This is a genomic window from Methylomonas sp. Uni0011 (assembly GCF_056850255.1).
In genome coordinates this window covers 294,946-314,213 of the sequence record NZ_JBVVNO010000002.1, presented here as the reverse complement: position 1 = coordinate 314,213, position 19,268 = coordinate 294,946, and the positions used below count along the sequence as shown (strand labels likewise).

At 56.3% G+C, this 19,268-nt stretch carries 16 protein-coding genes; all 16 read right to left on the bottom strand.

Annotated features, from left to right (window positions below; all coding sequences use genetic code 11):
* Window positions 1-52: 52 nt before the first annotated feature.
* Window positions 53-1,354, bottom strand: coding sequence for an FAD-dependent oxidoreductase (locus AC0IM9_RS04160; protein WP_482803173.1), 1,302 nt, complete (start codon window positions 1,352-1,354; stop codon window positions 53-55).
* On the bottom strand, window positions 1,354-1,644 hold the full coding sequence (locus AC0IM9_RS04155; protein WP_482803172.1) for a c-type cytochrome: 291 nt from the start codon (window positions 1,642-1,644) through the stop codon (window positions 1,354-1,356). The genes AC0IM9_RS04160 and AC0IM9_RS04155 overlap by 1 nt, the downstream gene beginning before the upstream one ends.
* A 4-nt stretch (window positions 1,645-1,648) precedes the next feature.
* Complete coding sequence (rlmB, locus tag AC0IM9_RS04150) at window positions 1,649-2,392, bottom strand: 23S rRNA (guanosine(2251)-2'-O)-methyltransferase RlmB (protein ID WP_482803171.1); 744 nt, start codon at window positions 2,390-2,392, stop codon at window positions 1,649-1,651.
* Window positions 2,389-4,707 carry a ribonuclease R gene (rnr, locus tag AC0IM9_RS04145; RefSeq protein WP_482803170.1) on the bottom strand — a complete coding sequence of 773 codons (2,319 nt, stop codon included), beginning with the start codon at window positions 4,705-4,707 and terminating at the stop codon, window positions 2,389-2,391. Before rnr ends, rlmB begins: the two co-directional genes overlap by 4 nt.
* A 62-nt stretch (window positions 4,708-4,769) precedes the next feature.
* Window positions 4,770-6,365: a cyclic-di-GMP receptor FimW-related protein gene (locus AC0IM9_RS04140; protein WP_445371120.1), complete on the bottom strand. Its 1,596-nt coding sequence runs from the start codon at window positions 6,363-6,365 to the stop codon at window positions 4,770-4,772.
* Window positions 6,366-6,456: 91 nt separating this feature from the next.
* Window positions 6,457-6,783, bottom strand: a complete 327-nt coding sequence (locus tag AC0IM9_RS04135) for a hypothetical protein (RefSeq protein WP_140911340.1) — start codon at window positions 6,781-6,783, stop codon at window positions 6,457-6,459.
* A gap of 60 nt (window positions 6,784-6,843) precedes the next feature.
* Window positions 6,844-7,290: a hypothetical protein gene (locus AC0IM9_RS04130; protein ID WP_140911341.1), complete on the bottom strand. Its 447-nt coding sequence runs from the start codon at window positions 7,288-7,290 to the stop codon at window positions 6,844-6,846.
* Between the two features lie 192 nt (window positions 7,291-7,482).
* Window positions 7,483-10,500, bottom strand: a complete 3,018-nt coding sequence (locus AC0IM9_RS04125; protein WP_482803169.1) for a DUF748 domain-containing protein — start codon at window positions 10,498-10,500, stop codon at window positions 7,483-7,485.
* The gene (locus AC0IM9_RS04120; RefSeq protein WP_482803168.1) at window positions 10,472-12,244 is read right to left on the bottom strand and encodes a hypothetical protein; all 1,773 of its coding nucleotides are present in this window, start codon (window positions 12,242-12,244) and stop codon (window positions 10,472-10,474) included. The genes AC0IM9_RS04125 and AC0IM9_RS04120 overlap by 29 nt, the downstream gene beginning before the upstream one ends.
* 195 nt (window positions 12,245-12,439) lie before the next feature.
* Window positions 12,440-12,838, bottom strand: a complete 399-nt coding sequence (locus AC0IM9_RS04115) for an Hsp15 family ribosome-associated heat shock protein (protein ID WP_482803167.1) — start codon at window positions 12,836-12,838, stop codon at window positions 12,440-12,442.
* Window positions 12,831-13,190, bottom strand: a complete 360-nt coding sequence (locus AC0IM9_RS04110) for a rhodanese-like domain-containing protein (protein WP_140911344.1) — start codon at window positions 13,188-13,190, stop codon at window positions 12,831-12,833. The genes AC0IM9_RS04115 and AC0IM9_RS04110 overlap by 8 nt, the downstream gene beginning before the upstream one ends.
* A 16-nt stretch (window positions 13,191-13,206) precedes the next feature.
* A complete protein-coding gene (gene ispH / locus AC0IM9_RS04105) occupies window positions 13,207-14,163 on the bottom strand; it encodes a 4-hydroxy-3-methylbut-2-enyl diphosphate reductase (RefSeq protein ID WP_140911345.1) in 957 nt (318 codons plus the stop codon).
* A 37-nt stretch (window positions 14,164-14,200) separates the two neighbouring features.
* Complete coding sequence (rraA, locus tag AC0IM9_RS04100) at window positions 14,201-14,686, bottom strand: ribonuclease E activity regulator RraA (RefSeq protein WP_482803166.1); 486 nt, start codon at window positions 14,684-14,686, stop codon at window positions 14,201-14,203.
* A 15-nt stretch (window positions 14,687-14,701) separates the two neighbouring features.
* Window positions 14,702-16,057: a prephenate-dependent tRNA uridine(34) hydroxylase TrhP gene (gene trhP / locus AC0IM9_RS04095; RefSeq protein WP_445371124.1), complete on the bottom strand. Its 1,356-nt coding sequence runs from the start codon at window positions 16,055-16,057 to the stop codon at window positions 14,702-14,704.
* A gap of 118 nt (window positions 16,058-16,175) precedes the next feature.
* Complete coding sequence (locus AC0IM9_RS04090) at window positions 16,176-17,315, bottom strand: glycosyltransferase family 4 protein (RefSeq protein ID WP_482803165.1); 1,140 nt, start codon at window positions 17,313-17,315, stop codon at window positions 16,176-16,178.
* Window positions 17,312-19,267: an asparagine synthase (glutamine-hydrolyzing) gene (gene asnB / locus AC0IM9_RS04085; RefSeq protein ID WP_482803164.1), complete on the bottom strand. Its 1,956-nt coding sequence runs from the start codon at window positions 19,265-19,267 to the stop codon at window positions 17,312-17,314. The genes AC0IM9_RS04090 and asnB overlap by 4 nt, the downstream gene beginning before the upstream one ends.
* Window position 19,268 lies beyond the last annotated feature (1 nt).

Below are 19,268 nucleotides of genomic sequence, written 5' to 3'. Positions count from 1 at the left end.
AAAAAATAACGCACAACCTTTTGAAATTTATAATATTAATGGACAAACCAAATCAACCGAAACTATCCGCCACCAAATTGCGGTAAACAATTTGCGCATATTCGGCTTCGGCCCGCTCGGCTTCGCCATCTTTTCGGACGCTGACACCGCCCGCCCCGCTGACCGGACTGACCGTATTGCCGGTATCGGGCTGGTAAACTCCGGCCACCGAAATCCCGTGCTCCGGCGTGATCAGGCTGTAACAGGTATTCAGCCAATGCGCCTCAGCCAACGGCCGCTCCCGCAGCAGCGAAACAACCGCCAGCGCACAAGCTTTCGCTTCGGAATTGGCAGCAAAGGCCGACTTCGGAATCGGCGCATAGTTGGCCGCATCGCCAATCACATGCACAAACTCGTCGAATCTCGATTGTGCGCTGGCCGGCCGGACCGGACACCAGCCGCCGGCCTCGGCCAAGCCGCTTTGCCGCGCAATCGAGCCGGCCGTTTGCGGCGGAATGATGTTCAGCACGTCGCCGGTAAAACGGTCGCCGAACTCGCTGACAAGGGTCTTTGAGTCGGTGTGCAATTCCAGCAACGGATTGTCGGCCAGACTGTGCCATTCGATCAGGCTGTTCGGCGTCCCGTAGCCGTAATGCTTGGCCCAGCCGTCCTCGAACAACGCCTGTTTGGAGAAACTGCGCTTGGCGTCGAGAATCAGAATCTTGGCCCGCGGTTTGTGTTGCTTCAGCCAGAATGCCATCATGCTGGCCCGCTCGTAAGGCCCCGGCGGACAGCGGTACGGGTCCGCCGGCACTGCGATCAACACTACGCCACCGTCTGGCATGGCCTGCACTTGCCGCAACAGGACCAAGGTCTGCGGCCCGGCCTTCCAGGCGTGCGGGAAGCGTTCGGCGGCTGCCGCATCGTAACCGGCTATCGCACCCCAGCGAAAATCGATCCCGGGCGCCAGGATCAGGCGGTCGTAGGCCAGAACGCCAGCACGTTGCAACTGCAAGCGTTTGCGCGTCATATCCAGGCTGATCGCGGTATCGGCCACCACCTCAACGCCATAACGGCTGTGCAACGCCTGATAATCCACGTTGAGGCGCGCCATATCGCCCAGCCCGGCAAACAGCCAATTGCTGGCCGGACAGGTGGTATAACGGGATTGCGCTTCGACCAGCGTAACGCGAATCCCTTCGTCCAATATTTTCAGATATTTGGCGACGGTAGCGCCGGCGAAACCGCCGCCGACCACGACCACCCGCGGTTCGGCAGGATCCGACACAGGCCACCGGCCGCAGCCGACCAGCAAGCCTGCACCCAAACCGACACAGCCGCTCAGAAACCGACGCCGCGACAATACGGTTCTCATCACTGCCGCCCCAGGTAGGCCGCCACGGCGACAAGCTCCGCATCGCTATAGGCCTTAACCAGTCGCGGCATCAACGTTGCCGCCCGCCTGTCGTACTTAAACGCCAATAAGGTCTGCTCCAATTCGGCGGCGCTGAGACGGCCAAGCTCGGGCAAACGACTCGCCGCCGCCTGACCGCTAGCGTGGCAATTCAGACAGTTCATGGCAATGGCCTGGGCGGACAAATCGGCTCGTGCCGCCTGTAATGAAAAAAGCGCCAGAACGCAAACGATGCTGCGCAGCCGCCGCATGCCGCTAGACCAGATGTTTTTGCCGAAAGATTTCGTACATCAGCACTCCGGCCGCAACCGAAACGTTCAAGCTTTCTACCTGGCCCAGCATCGGAATCTTGACTAGAAAGTCGCAGTGTTGCCGGGTCAGATGGCGCATACCGCTACCCTCAGCGCCCATCACCAAAGCCAATGCCATATCCAGTTTCATGTCGTAGACGGTCTGCTCGGCTTCGCCGGCCGCGCCCATGATCCAGATATGTTGTTCCTTCAACCAGCGCAAAGTCCGCGCCAGATTGGTGACTTGGTACACCGGCACGGTTTCGGCGGCCCCGCTGGCGACCTTGCACACGGTGGGCGTAATGCCGGCCGCATTGTCCTTGGTAACGATCACACCGTGGGCGCCGACCGCGTCGGCCGTGCGCAGGCAGGCGCCGAGATTATGCGGATCCTGGACTTGGTCCAAAATCAGGTAAAACGCCGGCTCGGTTAACGCCTCGACATCGCTCTTCAAACGGTCCTCGCTGCGCATGGCTGGCAATTCGACGGCGACGACGATACCCTGGTGGTTCTTGCCGTCGGCCAGTTTATCCAACTTCTTGCGCTCGGTTTTTTCCAGACCGATGCCCAGTGCGGCCAGCTCGTCGAGCAGCGGTTTGAGGCGGGCATCCTGCCGCTGGCTATCGACCCAGGCGCGGCGGATTTTTTGCGGCGAATATTCCAAAGCGGCTTGAGCCGCGTGGATGCCGAACAGATGAGTCAAATTCATGAGCGGCGGCGCTTCCTGGATTTAGATTTGGCACTGGTCTTTGCCGGCTCGGCTTTGGACTTCTTAGCCTTTTTCTTGCCGTTATCCTTGGCCGGCGCAGCCTTGGCCTTGTTCTTTTTACCGGCCTGCACCAGTTCGAAATCGATTTTCTTGTCGTCCAGACTGACCCGTACCACCCGAATCCGTACGCTGTCGCCCAAGCGGTAGCGAATACCGCTACGTTCGCCGTACAACTGGTGCTTGCTGGCATCGAAATTGAAATAATCGTCCTGCAACGAGGCGATATGCACCAAGCCCTCGACATAGATAGCCTGCAATTCTACGAAAAAGCCGAAGCCGGTCACGGCGGAAATTACGCCGGCAAACTCCTCACCGATCTTGTCCATCATATATTCGCATTTCAGCCAGCTGACCACGTCGCGAGTGGCCTCGTCGGCCCGCCGTTCGTTGGCCGAACAATGTTCGCCCAGCAGCACCATGTCGTCATGGCTGTAATGGAAGGTGTCCGGTTTATGGCCGGCCAGACAGTGCCGGATCGCCCGATGCACCAACAGATCGGGATAGCGCCGGATCGGCGAGGTAAAGTGGGCGTAAGCGTCCAGTGCCAAGCCGAAATGGCCTTTGGTCTCCGGGCTGTAGACCGCCTGCGACATCGAGCGCAGCAACAAGGTCTGGATCAAATGCGCGTCCGGGCGCTGCTGTACCGATTCCAGCAAATGCATATAATCCAACGGCGTCGGTTCGGCCTTGCCGCCCAGATGCAAGCCCAATTCGTTCAGAAAGGTCTTCAACGCCAGCAGTTTTTCCGCGCCGGGACCGTCGTGGACCCGCAGCAGGCGCGGCATTTTCTTGCGATTCAGGAAGCGCGCCGCCGCGGTGTTGGCGGTGATCATGAATTCTTCGATCAATTTATGCGCATCGTTGCGCACTAGCGGCACAATCTCGGCGATCTTGCGCTCCGGCCCGAATACGATTTTGGTTTCCTGGGTATCGAAATCCATCGCTCCGCGCAGTTCGCGCTGCTGGCGCATGACTTTGTACAAATCGTATAAAGTCTGCAGATGCGGCATCAGTTCTTGATGCTTTTTAATCAGCTTTTGATCGCCGTCCACCAACATCTTGGCCACAGCACTGTAAGTCAAGCGAGCGTGGGAGCGCATCACCGCTTCGAAGAAGCGCGAGCGCAACACCAGGCCTTCGCTGCTGATCAACAACTCGCAGACCATGCACAAGCGGTCCACGGCCGGGTTCAACGAACACAGGCCGTTGGACAGGATTTCCGGCAGCATCGGAATCACTTTTTCCGGAAAATACACCGAAGTGCTGCGGTTCTTCGCTTCATCGTCCAACGCGGTGCCGACTTTGACGTAATGCGACACATCGGCGATCGCCACCAGCAATTTCCAGCCTTTCGGCGTTTTTTGGGCGTAAACCGCATCGTCGAAATCGCGAGCATCCTCGCCGTCTATCGTCACCAACGGCAACTGGCGGATGTCTTCCCGACCCTGTTTGGCCTGTTCCGGCACTTCCGGCGTCAACGGCTTGATTTCCTTGAGCAGCGCATCCGGCCATTGGTTCGGCAAATCGTAGGAACGAATCGCCATTTCGATTTCCATGCCCGGCGCCATGTGCAGACCCAGCACTTCGCTGATGCGACCAATCGGCTGGCAGTGGGCGCTGGGTTGCTGCAGGATTTCGGCGACGACGATCTGGCCGTTCTTGGCGCCGCCGGTATCCTCCTTGGCGATCAACACTTCGTGGTTGACCTTCTTATTGTCCGGCACCACGTAGGCAACGCGGCCCTCGGTGAAAAAGCGGCCGACGATCTGATGGGTGTTACGTTCGGTAACCTCGATCACGGTAGCCTCGCGCCGGCCGCGACGGTCGACGCCGCTGACGCGGGCGATTACCCGGTCATTCGGCATCAGCGGTTTCATTTCCCGCGGCGACAGGAACAAGTCTTCGCTGCCGTCGTCCGGCTTCAGGAAACCGAAGCCTTCCGGATGACCAAGGACTCGTCCGGCGATGGTGTTGTGGCCGGAACCGATGCAATACTTTTGCCGGCTGTTAAAGCTCAATTGACCGTCGCGTTCCATGGCTCTGAGCCGACGCCGCAGCGCTTCCTGGGCATCGGCCGATTCCAGCCCGAATTGCTGGGCGATTTGTTGGCGTCTTAACGGTTTGCCGGCTTGCTGGATCAGCTCCAGGATCAGCTCGCGGCTGGGGATGGGGTTCTCGTATTTTTCCGCTTCGCGTTCGGCGTGCGGATCGACGAAAGTCGAAAAATCAGCGGGTTGATCGCTATTGGTGGTCATTGAGTCCGTCGCTTGGCAGCCACGCTCCCGCAATACGATGTATCGGGCGCTTGTGGCATGGGTTATATAAAGTCATAGCCTTTCTTCTTGGGTTGTTGCGGTATGGTGGATTCGTCCAGAATCCGCCGGCACTCGAATTGCCAATACCCCAGGCCGATATTGCGCCGGCCGTTGAGGATGATCGGAAAGTTCTCGTTCCCCATATACATCCTGAGCAGGTCGCCGTCTTTCAATCGAAAAGAATCCATAATGATATAACTCTTCTCGCCTTCGTGGTCTTTCGCGCCGTAAATCAAGGCCTTTTTGCGCTCGTCGCCGGGTGCTGCATCCAGTGCCTGATAGGTCACCGCGTAGGTCTGGGCGGCGATCACCATCAACTCGAAAATCAGCTTGCTGTCCTGTTTGGGCACCAGTATTTTGCAGACCACGCCCAACGCTCGTTGCTGAGGCAAGGCGTCGATCTTTCTGAAGCTGACCAAACTGCCGATCGACAACACGCCTTCCTGGTCGAAATTGCAGGACAACGCGCGCTCCGAGTCGGTCTCGGCGCGTTTTTCCAAACCGGAACCGGCACCGGCGCGCGAGGTGTCGAGCAAGTCGAACGTGGCCTCCAGGCCGATCGCGACGTAGCGGTCGAGCCGGTCGCTGAAATAAACCGAACCCTGTGGCTCCTTGCCCTGCCAGCGCTGCAGTAAATAATCGAACAACTCGGCCGGCAGACGTTGCTGCTGGCTTTTTTCCATTTCCAGCGAGCTGAAGCGGGCTTCGTCCTTACTGGAAAATTTGTCGGGATGCTTGAAAACCTTGGCCAGCTTGCTCAGATTCAGATACAGCATCGCCGAATCCGAGCGGCGGTCGCTTTGCCCGCTGCTGGCCAGAAAGGCCGGCGGCAAATCCTCGTCCATCAGAATCGAACATTGCACGGCTTGGCCGGCGACCGGTTTAGTCTCGATCTCCAGCAGATCGGCGATTTTTTCGATGAACTCGTAAACCAGCTGGAATTCTTTCTGCATCAAACCCGACGGATAGGCCAGGCTGAGCAATAAAATTTGTTTGTAACTGTCCTCGATCGACGACTGCTTACTGAAAATGCCGCCCTGTTCGGCCGCTTTGACATCGGCTTTATCCAACTTCACGGCCAGCTTGTACAAGGAATGCAGGTCGATCCAGATCCAATCCGGAATCGGATAACTCATCATGTAATGGGTAATGATGATACGGCTCAAACCCTTGATCGTGCGCTGAATCGACAACACGGTCGGCTTGGCCTGCATCCAGCCAATCTCGCGCCGCGTCAGCTCGCGCGCCACGCTCCAGTAACCGATCGTAAACTGGCGTTCGATGCTACAGGTCAAGGCGAAAATTTTTTTTTCGCTATCGCCCTTGGGAAAACCCGACCGGGTCAGGCGGGAACGCAGGTAGTCATCGATCAGAAAAAAACTGTCCCTCAGCATTTCCAGCGCGTGCAGCCGTTTGGCGGCCGGCATGTCTACCGATATCAACTCGCCCAGCAATTCGTAGAACAAGCGCGCAGCCAGACCTGGATTCGCCGTGGGAAGCTCGGTAATCCATTGTTTGAGCGCGTCGTCGCTGAACGAAGCCAGCAGCTGGGGATCGTTTCTTTGCTCGGGAATGACTAAAAAGAACGAGTTTTTCACAAACAGCTCAAATAATGTACGCGCTTAGCGCGCTTTCGTAACGCCGCGGCCAACGCTGCCGGGTGACGCGAACAACTATAGCCCCCATTTTCTAGAAAAGCGCCTCGTCATCGACCATCGGACTTTGCAATGCGTTGATATCGTTTCTGAGCTGTTTTCTGGCCAGCAATTTGGATTGCACCCGCTCGGGCAACTCGGTAAAGATCAATACCTGCTTGGCCACCAGCAAATCGACCAAATCGTCTATCACCCGCACCATCTCGCTGTCGGTATCCGACAAAGCCTGACGGGCATCCTGCTCGTAGCGGGCTTTGGCGTAGGCCAACCACTCGGGGTGGTCTGCCGCCAACCATTCTCCGTTACCGTTGTCGCTTACCGTGACAATGGCGCCATCGGCGCCGCGTTGTACGAAAGGCATGCGCTTAGCTCCCTGTGGCGGCCTAACGACGAACACCGAACCCCAAGATGCGCGCTTGCATCAACGCGGCGAAATGGTCAGGGCACCCAAGGTTACGCCGATGTCTATCCCACGCCCTTTACCCGACAATGCCAAGGATATTTCGCCGCGGGTCAACACTTGGCCGTCCACCGATTTGGTCGCGCCGGCATGGCCTTCCAAGGCGACGAAATTACCGTAAATCTCGTTTAAATTCTTCACATCGGAAAACACCCCGGTACCTTCGATCTCGGACTTGCCGATGGTAAAGCCGATGCTTTTCGACGCCAAAGCTACCTGGGCGCGCTGACCGTTGCTGCAACTGATATTGCCGATACCGTCGTATTGCTTGTAAACCAAAGACCAGCCGCTCATTTTGTAAGTCATCGTGCACGAAGTAAACGCTTCGGCGAGCGCCGGGGCCGACGAAAACGCACCGGCCGCAGTCAAGGCCAGCGTCAACATCGAACGAACAAGCTTATTTTTCATAGCTACTCCAATGGGTTAGTAACACTAAATGAATTTCGCCGCGACCCGGCTCAGCCTAAGCAGTGGGCCTATCTTACACCGCAACGCAGCAAAGTTGGGTGCCGGCAGTATCTCCAACCGCACCCTCCGCCGATTAGCCCAATCTTATTTATCACGGGTTTACGGGCTGAGCGAGTCGCAGCCTGGCAGACCCTAAGGCCCTGCACTCAATGTTAACACCGACTTGATGCCGTCGGCTGCGTCAGCCTGGTTCAGCTCGGTCGCCAGGATGTAGACTCTGTCCCGACTGATTCCGCCCGGCTGGTCGGCGACATATTGGGCGATATGGTTAGCCCTGGCTACCGCCAAATCGTTGAGTTTTAGCGGATCGGGTTGAAAAATGCTTTCCAGCCGCTCGCGCGCCAAAGCGTAAAAATCCGCGTCGGGTTTGCTTTTAATACGGGGCGTACCAAGCAGACTGCGTTCGAAATCTTCCGGAAACACTTCCGCGAAAAACTTGGCCAACAAGCGCTTGTAATCGTCATCGGCAAGCTGAATATATTCGTGACGAATCTTCTGACCCTGATCGCGCAGTTCGCCGGATTTCATTTTTTTCAGTACATCCTGTAAGGCCTCGAACCGCATCGCCGGCCAATCCTGATTCTGATAGGCAATGCCTTTGATTTCCAAGGTCAGTTCCGGCTTGCTCAACAAGGCCTTGCTTAATTCGCCCAGCTTGACCGTCTCATCCTTAGCCAATTCGGCACTACCCGGATTAAATTGCACGACACTGAAGTCCTTGTCGTCACCCAATAGCGACGCAATGGCCTTGAACGGAGACATTGCCACCTTGGCGACCAAGTTCACCAACACGTCGCGCACGAGGGCGCCGACGCTAAATTGCGGATCCTCCAGGCTGCCGGAAATCGGAAAATCCAGATTGATTTTGCCGTCGGCGTCTTTCAACAAGGCAATTGCCAAATGCAACGGCACGGACACTGCATTCGGATTTTCGACTTTATCACCCAAAGTCAATTGATCGATTAACAGTTTGTTTTGCACTTCAAGCTGGCCGCTCTTTATTTTGTAGTGCAAATCCAGAGCCATCTGGCCTTTCTCTATCCGGTAACCGGCAAATTCCGCCATATAAGGGGTGATCAACGGTAACGGCATATGGGTAAAATTCAAGGCAATATCGGAGTCACCGCTCTGGAACTGGTACTTGCCCTTGATGCCCACCAAGGCCATATCGTAAACCTTGCCTTTCAAAGCCATCGTCGCGACGGCATCCTTGGCAGAAGAAAAACCGCTCACTTCGCCGTTCAAACCGTTCATTTCGGCTACGAACGGCAAAATCAACGAATAGTCGGCGAAATTCGAGTTGCCGTTACGCATCTCGATCTTGCCTATGCTCAGACGGGGCTCATCCGCCTGGGCTGTCGCGGTTTCGGACTTGCCGCGAGTTTGAACCGGCTTTGTCGTCGGTACCGGTTCGGCTGTTTGTTCGACCAGGATATCGTCGATATTGGTACTACCGTCCTTTTTGATATTGAACCGCACATAAGGACGTTCCAATACCACGTTCTCCAGCTTGTAGTCTTGCGCGGCCAAATCGATATCGATGCCGTTCAGCGCCAGATTCGACCACTTCACGAAATCCTTGTTTTTCAGTTGGTCGCGAGTCAAAAGATTGTCGATGTCGGCATCGCCAGTGAATTTGAGTTGAAACGGCTCGGCGGCAGCCAGATGCAGTTTGCCGGCCGCATTGACGTCGCCGTCCACCACTTCCAGCTTTATGAACGGTTCCAAGTAGGGTTGGAAGGGTTTTAACTGCAGGTCCTTGAGATGCAAATCCCAATCGGCGACGAAGGGTTCCAGCGTCATATCGCCTTTCAGCGCCAAGCTACCCGCTTGATTCAAACGGGTATCGAACTGCAACGGTAGTTTGCCGGCCAGATCGGAACTGAAATTCTGTAATGAGCAATTCAACTCGGTCAGTTTGAATTCGAACGGTTTGGCTTGGCTAAAATCCGTAAAATGGATTTGGTAATCGTGCAACGCCAACTCGCCCAACCGAATCGACCAGGGTTTGCCGGCATCGGCAACCGGAGCGGCGCTACCGCTTGTTTGAGTGGCGCCGGCTGCCGAGCCGCCAGCGTCGTCGGCGAACAAGGCCTGATAATTGACCACTCCGTCAGCTTGCAGCCAAGCCTTTATCGCCGCATTGTTGCTGACAACCGAGGTAATAGTGACGGCTTGACTGCCTAAATCGGCGCCGATGCCGCTGACGACTAATTCAGGTAAATCGATCAAAGGCTTCCCGGTGGCTTTTTCGACGACTGCCAACTCTCGCAAGGCCAGCGCGCCGTTGTTCAGCACCGTGACGGCACCGGTATCGCCAACCGTTACTTGATATTCGATTTGCAGACCAGCCTGACCGGCCTCGATCCGCACCGGCAACTCCTGCAAAAACAACTGCCAAATTTTGTCCAACCGGATACCGTCGAGCGTTACTCGTCCCTTCGAGGCTAACGGCTGCAGACTTAAATCGCCGCTCCACTCGATGCTACCGCCTGACTCGAGGCCCAAAGTCAACTTGCCGTTACCGGTTTGATCAGCCAGAGTACTGATTTCCTGCAAGCTCAAATTGACCGGCAATAAAGTTTCCGCCAGCGTTTGACCGGAAGAGGCATCCGACCAGGCGACTTTGCCTTCGGCGATTGCCAAACGATGAATCGCCAGTTTGAACGGGCTGGCCGCGGCGTCCGGCTCCGGCGTGTCTTCAGCTTTGGTTTGCTGCGGCTGCAGATCGGCAAAATTAAAGCTGCCGTCGGCCCGGCGGCTAATATTGAATTGCGGTTTGGTCAACTCGATGCTGTCGACCACGGCACCGCCCATTCCGACCGAACGCCAAAACGCCAGATCGATGCGCAGGCTTTCGAAACCGCCCAGCAGCTGCCCATCCCCGGCCGGCAACGAGAAATCCCGCAGCTCGATCACCAAGCTGAACGGGTTCAGACTGATCTGTTTCAACTGTGGCGTTTGCCCGGTTTGTTGCTTGATGATTTCCGGCAGCTTGCTCAAGGCAATTTTCGGCAGCAGGTAAAACCCGGCCAACGCATAGCTTGCCACGCCGGCGGAGACTGCCGCGGCGGCAATCAAGGCTTTTCTCCGGTTGATCGCGATCGGCATCGGCTTCAGATCAGTGCAATCGGTTGATGAATTCGGCATCTATCCGGCAACCGCCCAAATCGGGATAGTCCGCCAAATTTTGTTCGAAATCGCGAAACGACGGGTGTTGAAACGCCAAACGGCTGATTTTGCCCTGCACCAATTCGAATTCCAGCGCACCGCCTTTCTCGCGCGGACTGCCAGGTTTGGTCGCGAACAACATGATGCCGATATTCGCCAGCGGCTGGCCTTGTTCCTGCGCCGGCCGCGCGCAACTGAAACTCTCGACGTTGAGCGCGCCAAACACGCTGGCCAACTGCGCCGCATTGATCACCACACCGTCATCGGCAATATTCGGCAGTTGCAACAAGGCTTCCAAGCCGAAGTTGCTCAAATGATTCTGCAGCAATACCGAACCGTTGCCGGATTTTTCGGTATTCAACAACGGATACAGCTGCCGGGCCGCTTCATCCTGATTCGGATTTTGCAATGCTGACAAAAATTGGCGCGCCGCCGATTGAATCGGACTGATCACACCCTCTTTCTTCTGCCGGGAACTGGTCAGATTATCCCAGTCCTGTAGCGTGTTGACCGGTAAGCGCATGTTTTTCATGGCCGTATAGTCCTCGGCCGCCAAGCAGCCGGAAAAGTCCTTGGCCCGATACTGCTCCAACAATTTCGGCCGAATTTCGTCGGTCATAGCCTTCTGCGCAGAGATATTGAAATTTTTCCAGTCAGGCGCTTTGGCCAGGAAGTAATACAACACGGCGTTACGGTCGAATTTATTGAAGCCCAAGTCCTTCATGACCAATTTCAAGCGCCGGCATTGGCTTTCCACCTCTTCGTAGTTGCGCCAGTCCGGTTGCAAATTGGGCTTGGCGGCGGGATCGACCTGATTAATCAATTGTTGCAGGCTGATCTCGCCGTTAGCGGTTTGTACCGGCGCACGCCACAATTCCTCCAACGATGAATCGTGAGCGTCCGGTACGGTGTCGCCGCTGGTTTTTAACAACAACGACGTGGCGATCTCCGGATAAATCCGCAATTCGCCCAGCATTTTGGACTCCGAACTCCAGGCTTTCCAGCCGCCTTCAACCACTTCGTAGACCGCCAAACGGCTCTGGTTAAAATTGCCGCTATCGCCGGCCAAAACCACGCTAGCTGGCAAGGAATGAGTCTCGGAACTGTATTTTCCAGTCGCGGCAGGGGTTTTCGCCACCAGATTCGGATTGTTATCCACAAAATCTATGGGATTCAGAATTCTGCCAGCTACCCCCCCTAACACGGTTACTCCAAACAAACCACTGGCTGCATTGATATCGCTGAACAGCTGAGACAGATTAGCTTCGTGGCTGTTGCTGGTTAAAAAGTTGTAATCGACCAGCGTATCCTTTCCGATATCCAATCTCACCCACGGCGTCAGGTTGGCATTATTAGTCTCCAATTTGAAATTGCATTTGCCGGTGGTCGCTTGATATAGAAAACCGCTGACTTCGCGTTTCAGCTTCAAGGTTTCGTTGTGCACGCTGAATATCAAAGCCGCCGACAAATCGCCGTTCTCGTAATGACCGCCCATTTCGTTACAACCGCCTTTCAGCGCGCTGTCGCCTTTGAACTCGAAATCCGACACCAATTGCACGTAATAATCGTCGCCGCCGACCGTCGCATGACCGCGTAAGGGTTTGATCGGTAAGGTTTCGGTTTTGGGGTAATCCACCGCGATCTGCCGGGTCGTGGCGCAACCGGCGATCAGGCTACCGGCAATTAGCGTGACGGGTAGGAAAAATAATCGGCTGATCGGCATTAATGGTCCTAAACAAATTTGGCAAGGTTCGACGGCCGCTGTTTTCAAGCTAGCGGGGGCGGCTTAGGCTTTGCTTAACGGAATCGAACTGCGAGTGTATTACAAAATCGCCAAGCTCAATTCACTACATTCAGCGCGGAATAATAAATTGAAGCTTGCGAAGTGGCTACCGTTTTATCCGCTCGCCGTAAGACTTTACAACGAGTCCTGCTTGAAACGGTGGATTTGCCGGCGTTGTTTCTTGTTAGGTTTGTGTTCGCGTTCGTATGGGTGTTGTAACGCTTGTTGCTGCTTGCGCAATTCGATTTGCTGATGGCGTCTTTCCGAGCTGGTCTCGTCTTCGTGGTAAAGCCGGGCGGCTTCCTGAGCCGGACGCCGCTGCTGATTTAGATCGGTTACCCGCACTTCCCAGGTGTACTGGTCTTTGGTCACCGTGACCAGATCGCCGATTTTGATGTCCTTACCCGGCTTGCAACGTTGACCGTTGACATGGACCTTACCGCCGCTGACGGCATCGGCCGCCAGACCGCGGGTTTTGAAAAAGCGCGCGGCCCACAGCCATTTGTCGATCCGGATCTGGCTTAACTCATTCAACCTTGAGTCCACTCTCCGCCCAAGCCTTGAAGCCGCCGGCCATGCTAACCGCGCCGGAATATCCCAACTGGTTCAGGACCTGGGTTGCCAACGCGGAGCGACCGCCGCTCTGGCAGTAGACCACGATACCGGCATCCTGCTTACCCTGAAACGCCGGGTGCCCGCCGATTTGAAACTCCAAGACGCCGCGCGGAATGTTGACCGCTCCCGGCAAATGGCCGGCGGCAAATTCGGCCGGCTCCCGCACATCGAGCAGCAACGCGCCGGACAACCGGGCGTTGGCGGCGGCGACGTCGATTTCGGTGATCTGCTGCTTGGCGGCAGCAACCAATTCCTGAGCTGTGATCGACATAAACGACTCCTAAAAATCAGGCTTCCATGGCTTTTTTCAATTCTTTCGGAATCGAAAACACCACTTTTTCTTCGATACCTTTGTTCTCACGCACAGCAGTGTCTTCACCGCCCCACTCCTTCAATTGGTTGATCACTTCCTGCACCAGCACTTCCGGGGCCGAGGCACCGGCGGTGACGCCGACCACTTCGATACCGTCCAACCATTCTTGTTTCAAATCCTTATAGGTGTCGATCAGGTAGGCCGGTTTGCCCAGTTGTTCGGCAATCTCCCGCAAACGATTGGAATTGGAACTGTTAGGCGAACCGACCACCAGGATCAGATCGGAGATTTTCGCCAAGTCGTGTACGGCATCTTGCCGGTTTTGGGTGGCGTAGCAAATGTCGTCTTTCTTTTGTTCCTTGATCGACGGAAAGTGTTCGCGCAACGCGTCGACCATGACTTTAGTATCCGTCATCGACAGTGTGGTTTGCGTCACGTAAGCCAGATTGTCCGGATTGTTGACCTTCAGGTTTTTGACGTCTTCCGGCGTTTCGACCAGATAAATATCGCCGTGCTCGGTGCATTTATCGTACTGGCCCATGGTACCCTCAACTTCGGGATGACCGGCGTGGCCGATCAAAATCACTTCCCGGTCTTGCTTGGCATGTTTGGCCACCTGCATATGCACCTTGGTCACCAGCGGACAAGTCGCATCGAACACCGTCAACTGGCGCTCCTCCGCTTCTTGCTGCACCGCCTTGGACACGCCATGCGCACTGAATATCAGATAAGAGCCGACCGGCACGTCACTGAGTTCTTCTATAAAAACGGCACCCTTTTCCTTTAAGCCATCGACTACGGTGCGGTTATGCACCACTTCGTGTCGTACGTAAATCGGCGCACCAAACGTATCGATCGCTTGATCGACGATTTCAATGGCCCGATCGACGCCGGCACAGAATCCACGGGGGTTAGCGAGTACTATTTGCATATTCTTGAGTGTTTTACTGGGTTAAGACGGAAGAATTCTAATCCAATTTCGCATCCGAGACGATAATTCCGTCGCCATCGGCATATAAACAGTGGTCTTTTTTGAAATTGACGCCGGCAAACGTGATCATCACGTCGCGGTCGCCGTGGCCGTGCTTGTTGCTGCGTAACGGATTCGTGTTCAACGCCATCACGCCGATCGGCATCTGCCGGATCAGTTCGGAGCCGCGGATACTGCCGTAGACCACGATGCCCTGCCAACCGTTCTCCAGCGCCAAGCCGGCCAGGGTATCGCCGATCAACGCGCAACGCTTGGAACCGCCGCCGTCGACCACCAATACGCGGCCGTCGACTTTTTCCGCCAACACGGCGCGGACCAGCGAATTGTCCTCGAACACTTTTAGCGTCGTGATTTGACCGCAGAACCGGCGGTTACCGCCGAAATGGCGCAGCACCGGTTCTGCCACCTGAAAACTGTCGGTTTGGGCAAAACGGTCGCATAAATCCGCCGTATCGAAGCTCATACTCGCCTCCGCCAATCAGTAATAACGGGCCAACAAACCGTAATCGCACTCGGCGGTCGGCAACGGAATCTTCACTTCGTAGCCGCCGCCGGCGGCTTCCTGCATCGGCTGGCCGTATTTATCGACCATGTGTTCCACGACGATATCCCGGTTGCCGCTCGGCAGAATCAGTTCCAATTTGTCGCCCAGCGCAAACTTGTTTTTGACGCTGACATCGGCCATGCCGGTCGCGGCATCGAAACCGGTAATTTCGCCGCAAAACTGCTGCTGGTGACTTTTCGAATAGCCGGACAGATAATTTTGGTGTTCGTGGGTGTGGTGGCGCTGGTAAAAGCCGTCGGTGTAGCCGCGGTTGGCCAGATTATCCAGAATACCGAGCAACTCCGGTTGGAACGGCCGTCCGGCTAGAGCATCGTCGATGGCCTGACGGTAAGTCTGAGCGGTGCGCGCCACATAAAAATGAGATTTGGTGCGGCCCTCGATTTTCAAACTATCGATGCCGATTTCCACCAAGCGCTGCACGTGCTCAATCGCGCGCAGATCCTTGGAATTCATGATGTAGGTGCCGTTCTCGTCTTCCATCACCGGCAACAGCTCGCCCGGCCGCCCTTCTTCTTCCAGGAAATAAATATTGTCGGCGAGAGGATGCCGATCGGCGCCGCCGCAACTTGCGGTGTTTAACCCCTGGTTCAAATCGTTCATGGAAATAACCGCGCTATCGGCCAACAAATAGTCGCCTTCGGCGTTTTCCACAGCCGGCTTGGTGTCGTATTTCCAGCGGCAAGAATTGGTGCAGGTACCCTGGTTCGGATCGCGGTGGTTGAAATAGCCGGACAGCAAACAACGGCCGGAATAAGCGATGCACAGCGCCCCATGCACAAACACTTCCAACTCCATATCCGGGCACTGCTGGCGAATCTCGGCGATCTCGTCCAGCGACAGTTCGCGCGACAAAATCACCCGTTCCACGCCCATGCTCTTCCAGAACCTAACACTGGCATAGTTGACCGTATTGGCTTGCACCGACAAATGAATCGGCATCTCCGGCCATTGCTCCCGGGTCATCATGATCAACCCCGGATCGGCCATGATCAGCGCGTCGGGCTGCATCGCGATGATCGGCGCCATGTCCTTCAAAAAGGTTTTGACTTTGGCGTTATGCGGAATCACATTAGCCGCCAGAAAGAATTTTTTCCCCAACTGATGGGCTTCGGCAATGCCTTTAGCCAGATTCTCGGATAGGAAATCGTTATTGCGCACCCTGAGACTGTAGCGCGGCTGTCCGGCATAAACCGCATCGGCACCGAATGCAAACGCGTAACGCATATTGCGCAAGGTACCGGCCGGAGAAAGAAGTTCGATGTGTTTCATGTCAGCTCGAGAAAAGGAAATGGCGGCCATTTTAGCAAAATTTCGGGCAAAATCAGGCCACTACGAAAATCACCGTCGTCCGGTCGTTCAGTGCGGGATTTAAAGCGGCACCGAATAATCAAACGTCGGCAGTTTCAGAGATTAATTCGCGGTAAATCGCCAGATGAGCGTCGACGATGGCTGCAACGGCATAGCGTCGTTCGGCCAGTTGCCGGCCCCGCCGCCCCATCTCCCGTCGCAAACCGCCATCGGCCAATAGACGCCGAATCGCATCTGCCAGCGCAGCGGCCTCTCTCACCGGTACCAACAAACCGCTGATACCGGCTTCGATCGCATCCCGACAACCCGGCACGTCGGTAGTAATGACCACCCGCCCGCAGGCGGCCGCCTCTTCCAAGACTCTGGGCAAGCCCTCGCGGTAGGAGGGCAATACCACGATATTGGCAGCGGCCAATAATTGCGGCATATTTTTTTGAAAGCCGAGAAATTCGATATTCGGATCGGCACGCAACGCTTCGACTTCCTGACGGCTTAGACTGGAAGGATTGCCGTCATCGCGGTCGCCGACCAGCACAAAGCGCGCGTCGACACCCTGTTCACACAACAAGCGGACGGCCTCGACGTATTCCCTGACGCCTTTATCGTACAGCAAGCGTGCCGCCATCAACACGACCGGCCGACCTTCCGGCTCCGGGATAACGGCGAAGCGCTGCAAGTCGACCCCGGAACCGCGCACCAATACGGTGTTTTCCGGCAGGACGACGCCTAGCACGACCATTAGATCGCGATCGGTCGGATTCTGAAAGATCACACGGATATGCCGGTGCCCCAGCGCCAAACGGTATAGCCGGGAAACCAAAGTTCGGAGGATTCGGGTTTTAAGCCGGGTATCGGTAAACAGATAGCCCATACCGAATACTGCGGCAACCACGGCCTTGACCCCGGCCAAGCGCGCGGCGATGCCACCGTACAAAATCGGCTTGACCGTCATCAGGTAAACCAGATCGGGTTGCACTCGCTTGAACAGCACATACATCGCCCGGAGCGCAGCCAATTCCGCCAACGGGTTTTGGCCGCTCCGGGTCAACACCAACTCGTGATAAATAAAACCGAGCTCGCGAATTTCCGCCACCCGCGCCCCAGGCGGGGTCGCAACGTGGACTTCGTAACCCTGTTTCAGCGCCCCGCTGGTTTCCGGCAGCCGGTGCAGCAGAAAAAAATCAAGGTCGTTGCAGACCACCAATAGTTTGTTACTCATTGCTGATCGAGCCAGGCATTGAACATCAAAACATCCCACAACAAAAATCGCCAATTCCGCCGACCGGACAAATGCTCGGCCCATTTGCGCCTGATCGGCTCCGGATCGAAATAACCGTCGCGGCTGAGCCGGGAACGGTCGAGCAAGGCCTCGGCCCAGTCGCGCAACGGCCCGCGCAGCCACTCTTCGAGCGGTACCGCGAAACCCATTTTCGGCCGTTCGATCAATTCGCTCGGCACATGCCGGTACAACACCCGGCGCAATAGCCATTTGGCTTCGCCGTCACCGACTTTCATCTGCCGCGGCAATTTCCAGACGAACTCGAACAAACGATGGTCCAGCAGCGGCACCCGGGTTTCCAGGCCGACATTCATTGCCGCCCGGTCGACCTTGACTAGAATGTCGTCCGGCAGATAACTGCAACTATCGAACAACATCATTTGTTCGAGCAACTCCGGCAATTCCGGCCAACTTTTCAGCAACGCAGTTCCAGAGTCGCCGTCGAGCACCACATCGGCCGGTTGCCAATGGCTGATCAGGTTCAAGTACAACTCGGCCGGATTGGCGCTATGTAACAAGCCAGCCCCTTTATGAATCTTGTCCCCCGGGAAACCGCTACGCGTGCCGGCCGGCAACAAGGGCTGGACAACAGCGTACAGAGCGTCCCAGCCTTTGACCGGTACGCCGCGTAAAACCCCGGCTAGCGCGTTCCGCAGCGGCAAAGGCACCGCTGCCAGCTTGGCCCATAGCCGCTGCGCCATCCGGTAGCGGCCGTAGCCGCCGAACAATTCGTCGCCGCCGTCGCCGGACAAGGCCACCGTAACCTGCTGTCGGGCCATGCGCGAAACCAGGCAGGTCGGCAATTGCGACGAATCGGCAAACGGTTCGTCGTAAATCGCCGGCAATTCCGGAATGATGGCCAACGCGTCATTGGAGCTGACGTAAAGTTCGCTATGCTCGGTACCCAAATGCCGGGCCACCGCCTTTGCGTAGCGGGCCTCGTCGAATGCATCCTCGCCAAAGCCGATGGTAAAAGTCTTGACCGGCGGTGCACCTGCAGCCCGCGCCTCGGCCTGCATTAGCGCGACAATCGTCGACGAATCGACGCCCCCCGACAAAAACGCGCCTAATGGCACATCGGCCATCATTTGGCCACGCAATGTGTCGCGCAACCGGTTCTCCAACGCGTCGACCGCGTCGTCTGCGGAATTAAATGCAAACGGCTCGGCCAAGCCGTCTCCAGCCGCAGCGGCGGCGGACCAGAACAGATCGGGCTCCGGCAACTTGCCCGATGCAATCTGGCTGCGGTCGAAGGTTAATAGACTGCCCGGAACCAACTTGTTGATCCCGCTATAAATACTGAACGAGCCGGGAACGTAATTATGCCGCATGTATAACGCCAGGGCTTGGCGATCAATGTCGCCGACGAAGCCCGGAATTGCCCGCAAGGCCTTCAGTTCCGAAACAAAAGCCAAACCGCCGGCTATCCGACCGTAATACAACGGCTTTTCACCCAAGCGGTCGCGCGCCAACGACAGCTCGCGCCTTTCCCGATCCCATAACGCCAGCGCAAACATACCCACCGCCGACTCCAGCGCTTTGCGCAAACCCCAGGCGGCGATGACCGCCAATAAGGTTTCGGTGTCGGAATGCCCGCGCCAAACCGGCGCCTGTCCGGCCCGCTCCAGTTGCTCGCGCAACGCCGGATGGTTGTAAATTTCGCCGTTGAAAACGATGACATAGCGCCGACAGGACGACAGCATCGGTTGATGCCCGGCCGGCGACAGGTCGACGATGGACAATCGGCGGTGCACCAAGCCGATCCCGTCCTCAGCACTCCAGAATATTCCGCCATCGTCGGGGCCGCGACTACGAATCGCATCGCCCATCGCTTGCAGCACCTCTTCCGGGTCGGACAGGCCAATGCCGAAAAAACCCGCTATGCCGCACATC

Bases quoted from the DNA above. Each gene is read 5' to 3' on its own strand.
- AC0IM9_RS04160 (WP_482803173.1), bottom strand. From the start codon at position 1,354: ATGAGAACCGTATTGTCGCGGCGTCGGTTTCTGAGCGGCTGTGTCGGT.
- AC0IM9_RS04155 (WP_482803172.1), bottom strand. From the start codon at position 1,644: ATGCGGCGGCTGCGCAGCATCGTTTGCGTTCTGGCGCTTTTTTCATTA.
- rlmB (WP_482803171.1), bottom strand. From the start codon at position 2,392: ATGAATTTGACTCATCTGTTCGGCATCCACGCGGCTCAAGCCGCTTTG.
- rnr (WP_482803170.1), bottom strand. From the start codon at position 4,707: ATGACCACCAATAGCGATCAACCCGCTGATTTTTCGACTTTCGTCGAT.
- AC0IM9_RS04135 (WP_140911340.1), bottom strand. From the start codon at position 6,783: ATGCCTTTCGTACAACGCGGCGCCGATGGCGCCATTGTCACGGTAAGC.
- AC0IM9_RS04130 (WP_140911341.1), bottom strand. From the start codon at position 7,290: ATGAAAAATAAGCTTGTTCGTTCGATGTTGACGCTGGCCTTGACTGCG.
- AC0IM9_RS04125 (WP_482803169.1), bottom strand. From the start codon at position 10,500: ATGCCGAATTCATCAACCGATTGCACTGATCTGAAGCCGATGCCGATC.
- AC0IM9_RS04120 (WP_482803168.1), bottom strand. From the start codon at position 12,244: ATGCCGATCAGCCGATTATTTTTCCTACCCGTCACGCTAATTGCCGGT.
- AC0IM9_RS04110 (WP_140911344.1), bottom strand. From the start codon at position 13,190: ATGTCGATCACAGCTCAGGAATTGGTTGCTGCCGCCAAGCAGCAGATC.
- ispH (WP_140911345.1), bottom strand. From the start codon at position 14,163: ATGCAAATAGTACTCGCTAACCCCCGTGGATTCTGTGCCGGCGTCGAT.
- rraA (WP_482803166.1), bottom strand. From the start codon at position 14,686: ATGAGCTTCGATACGGCGGATTTATGCGACCGTTTTGCCCAAACCGAC.
- trhP (WP_445371124.1), bottom strand. From the start codon at position 16,057: ATGAAACACATCGAACTTCTTTCTCCGGCCGGTACCTTGCGCAATATG.
- AC0IM9_RS04090 (WP_482803165.1), bottom strand. From the start codon at position 17,315: ATGAGTAACAAACTATTGGTGGTCTGCAACGACCTTGATTTTTTTCTG.
- asnB (WP_482803164.1), bottom strand. From the start codon at position 19,267: ATGTGCGGCATAGCGGGTTTTTTCGGCATTGGCCTGTCCGACCCGGAA.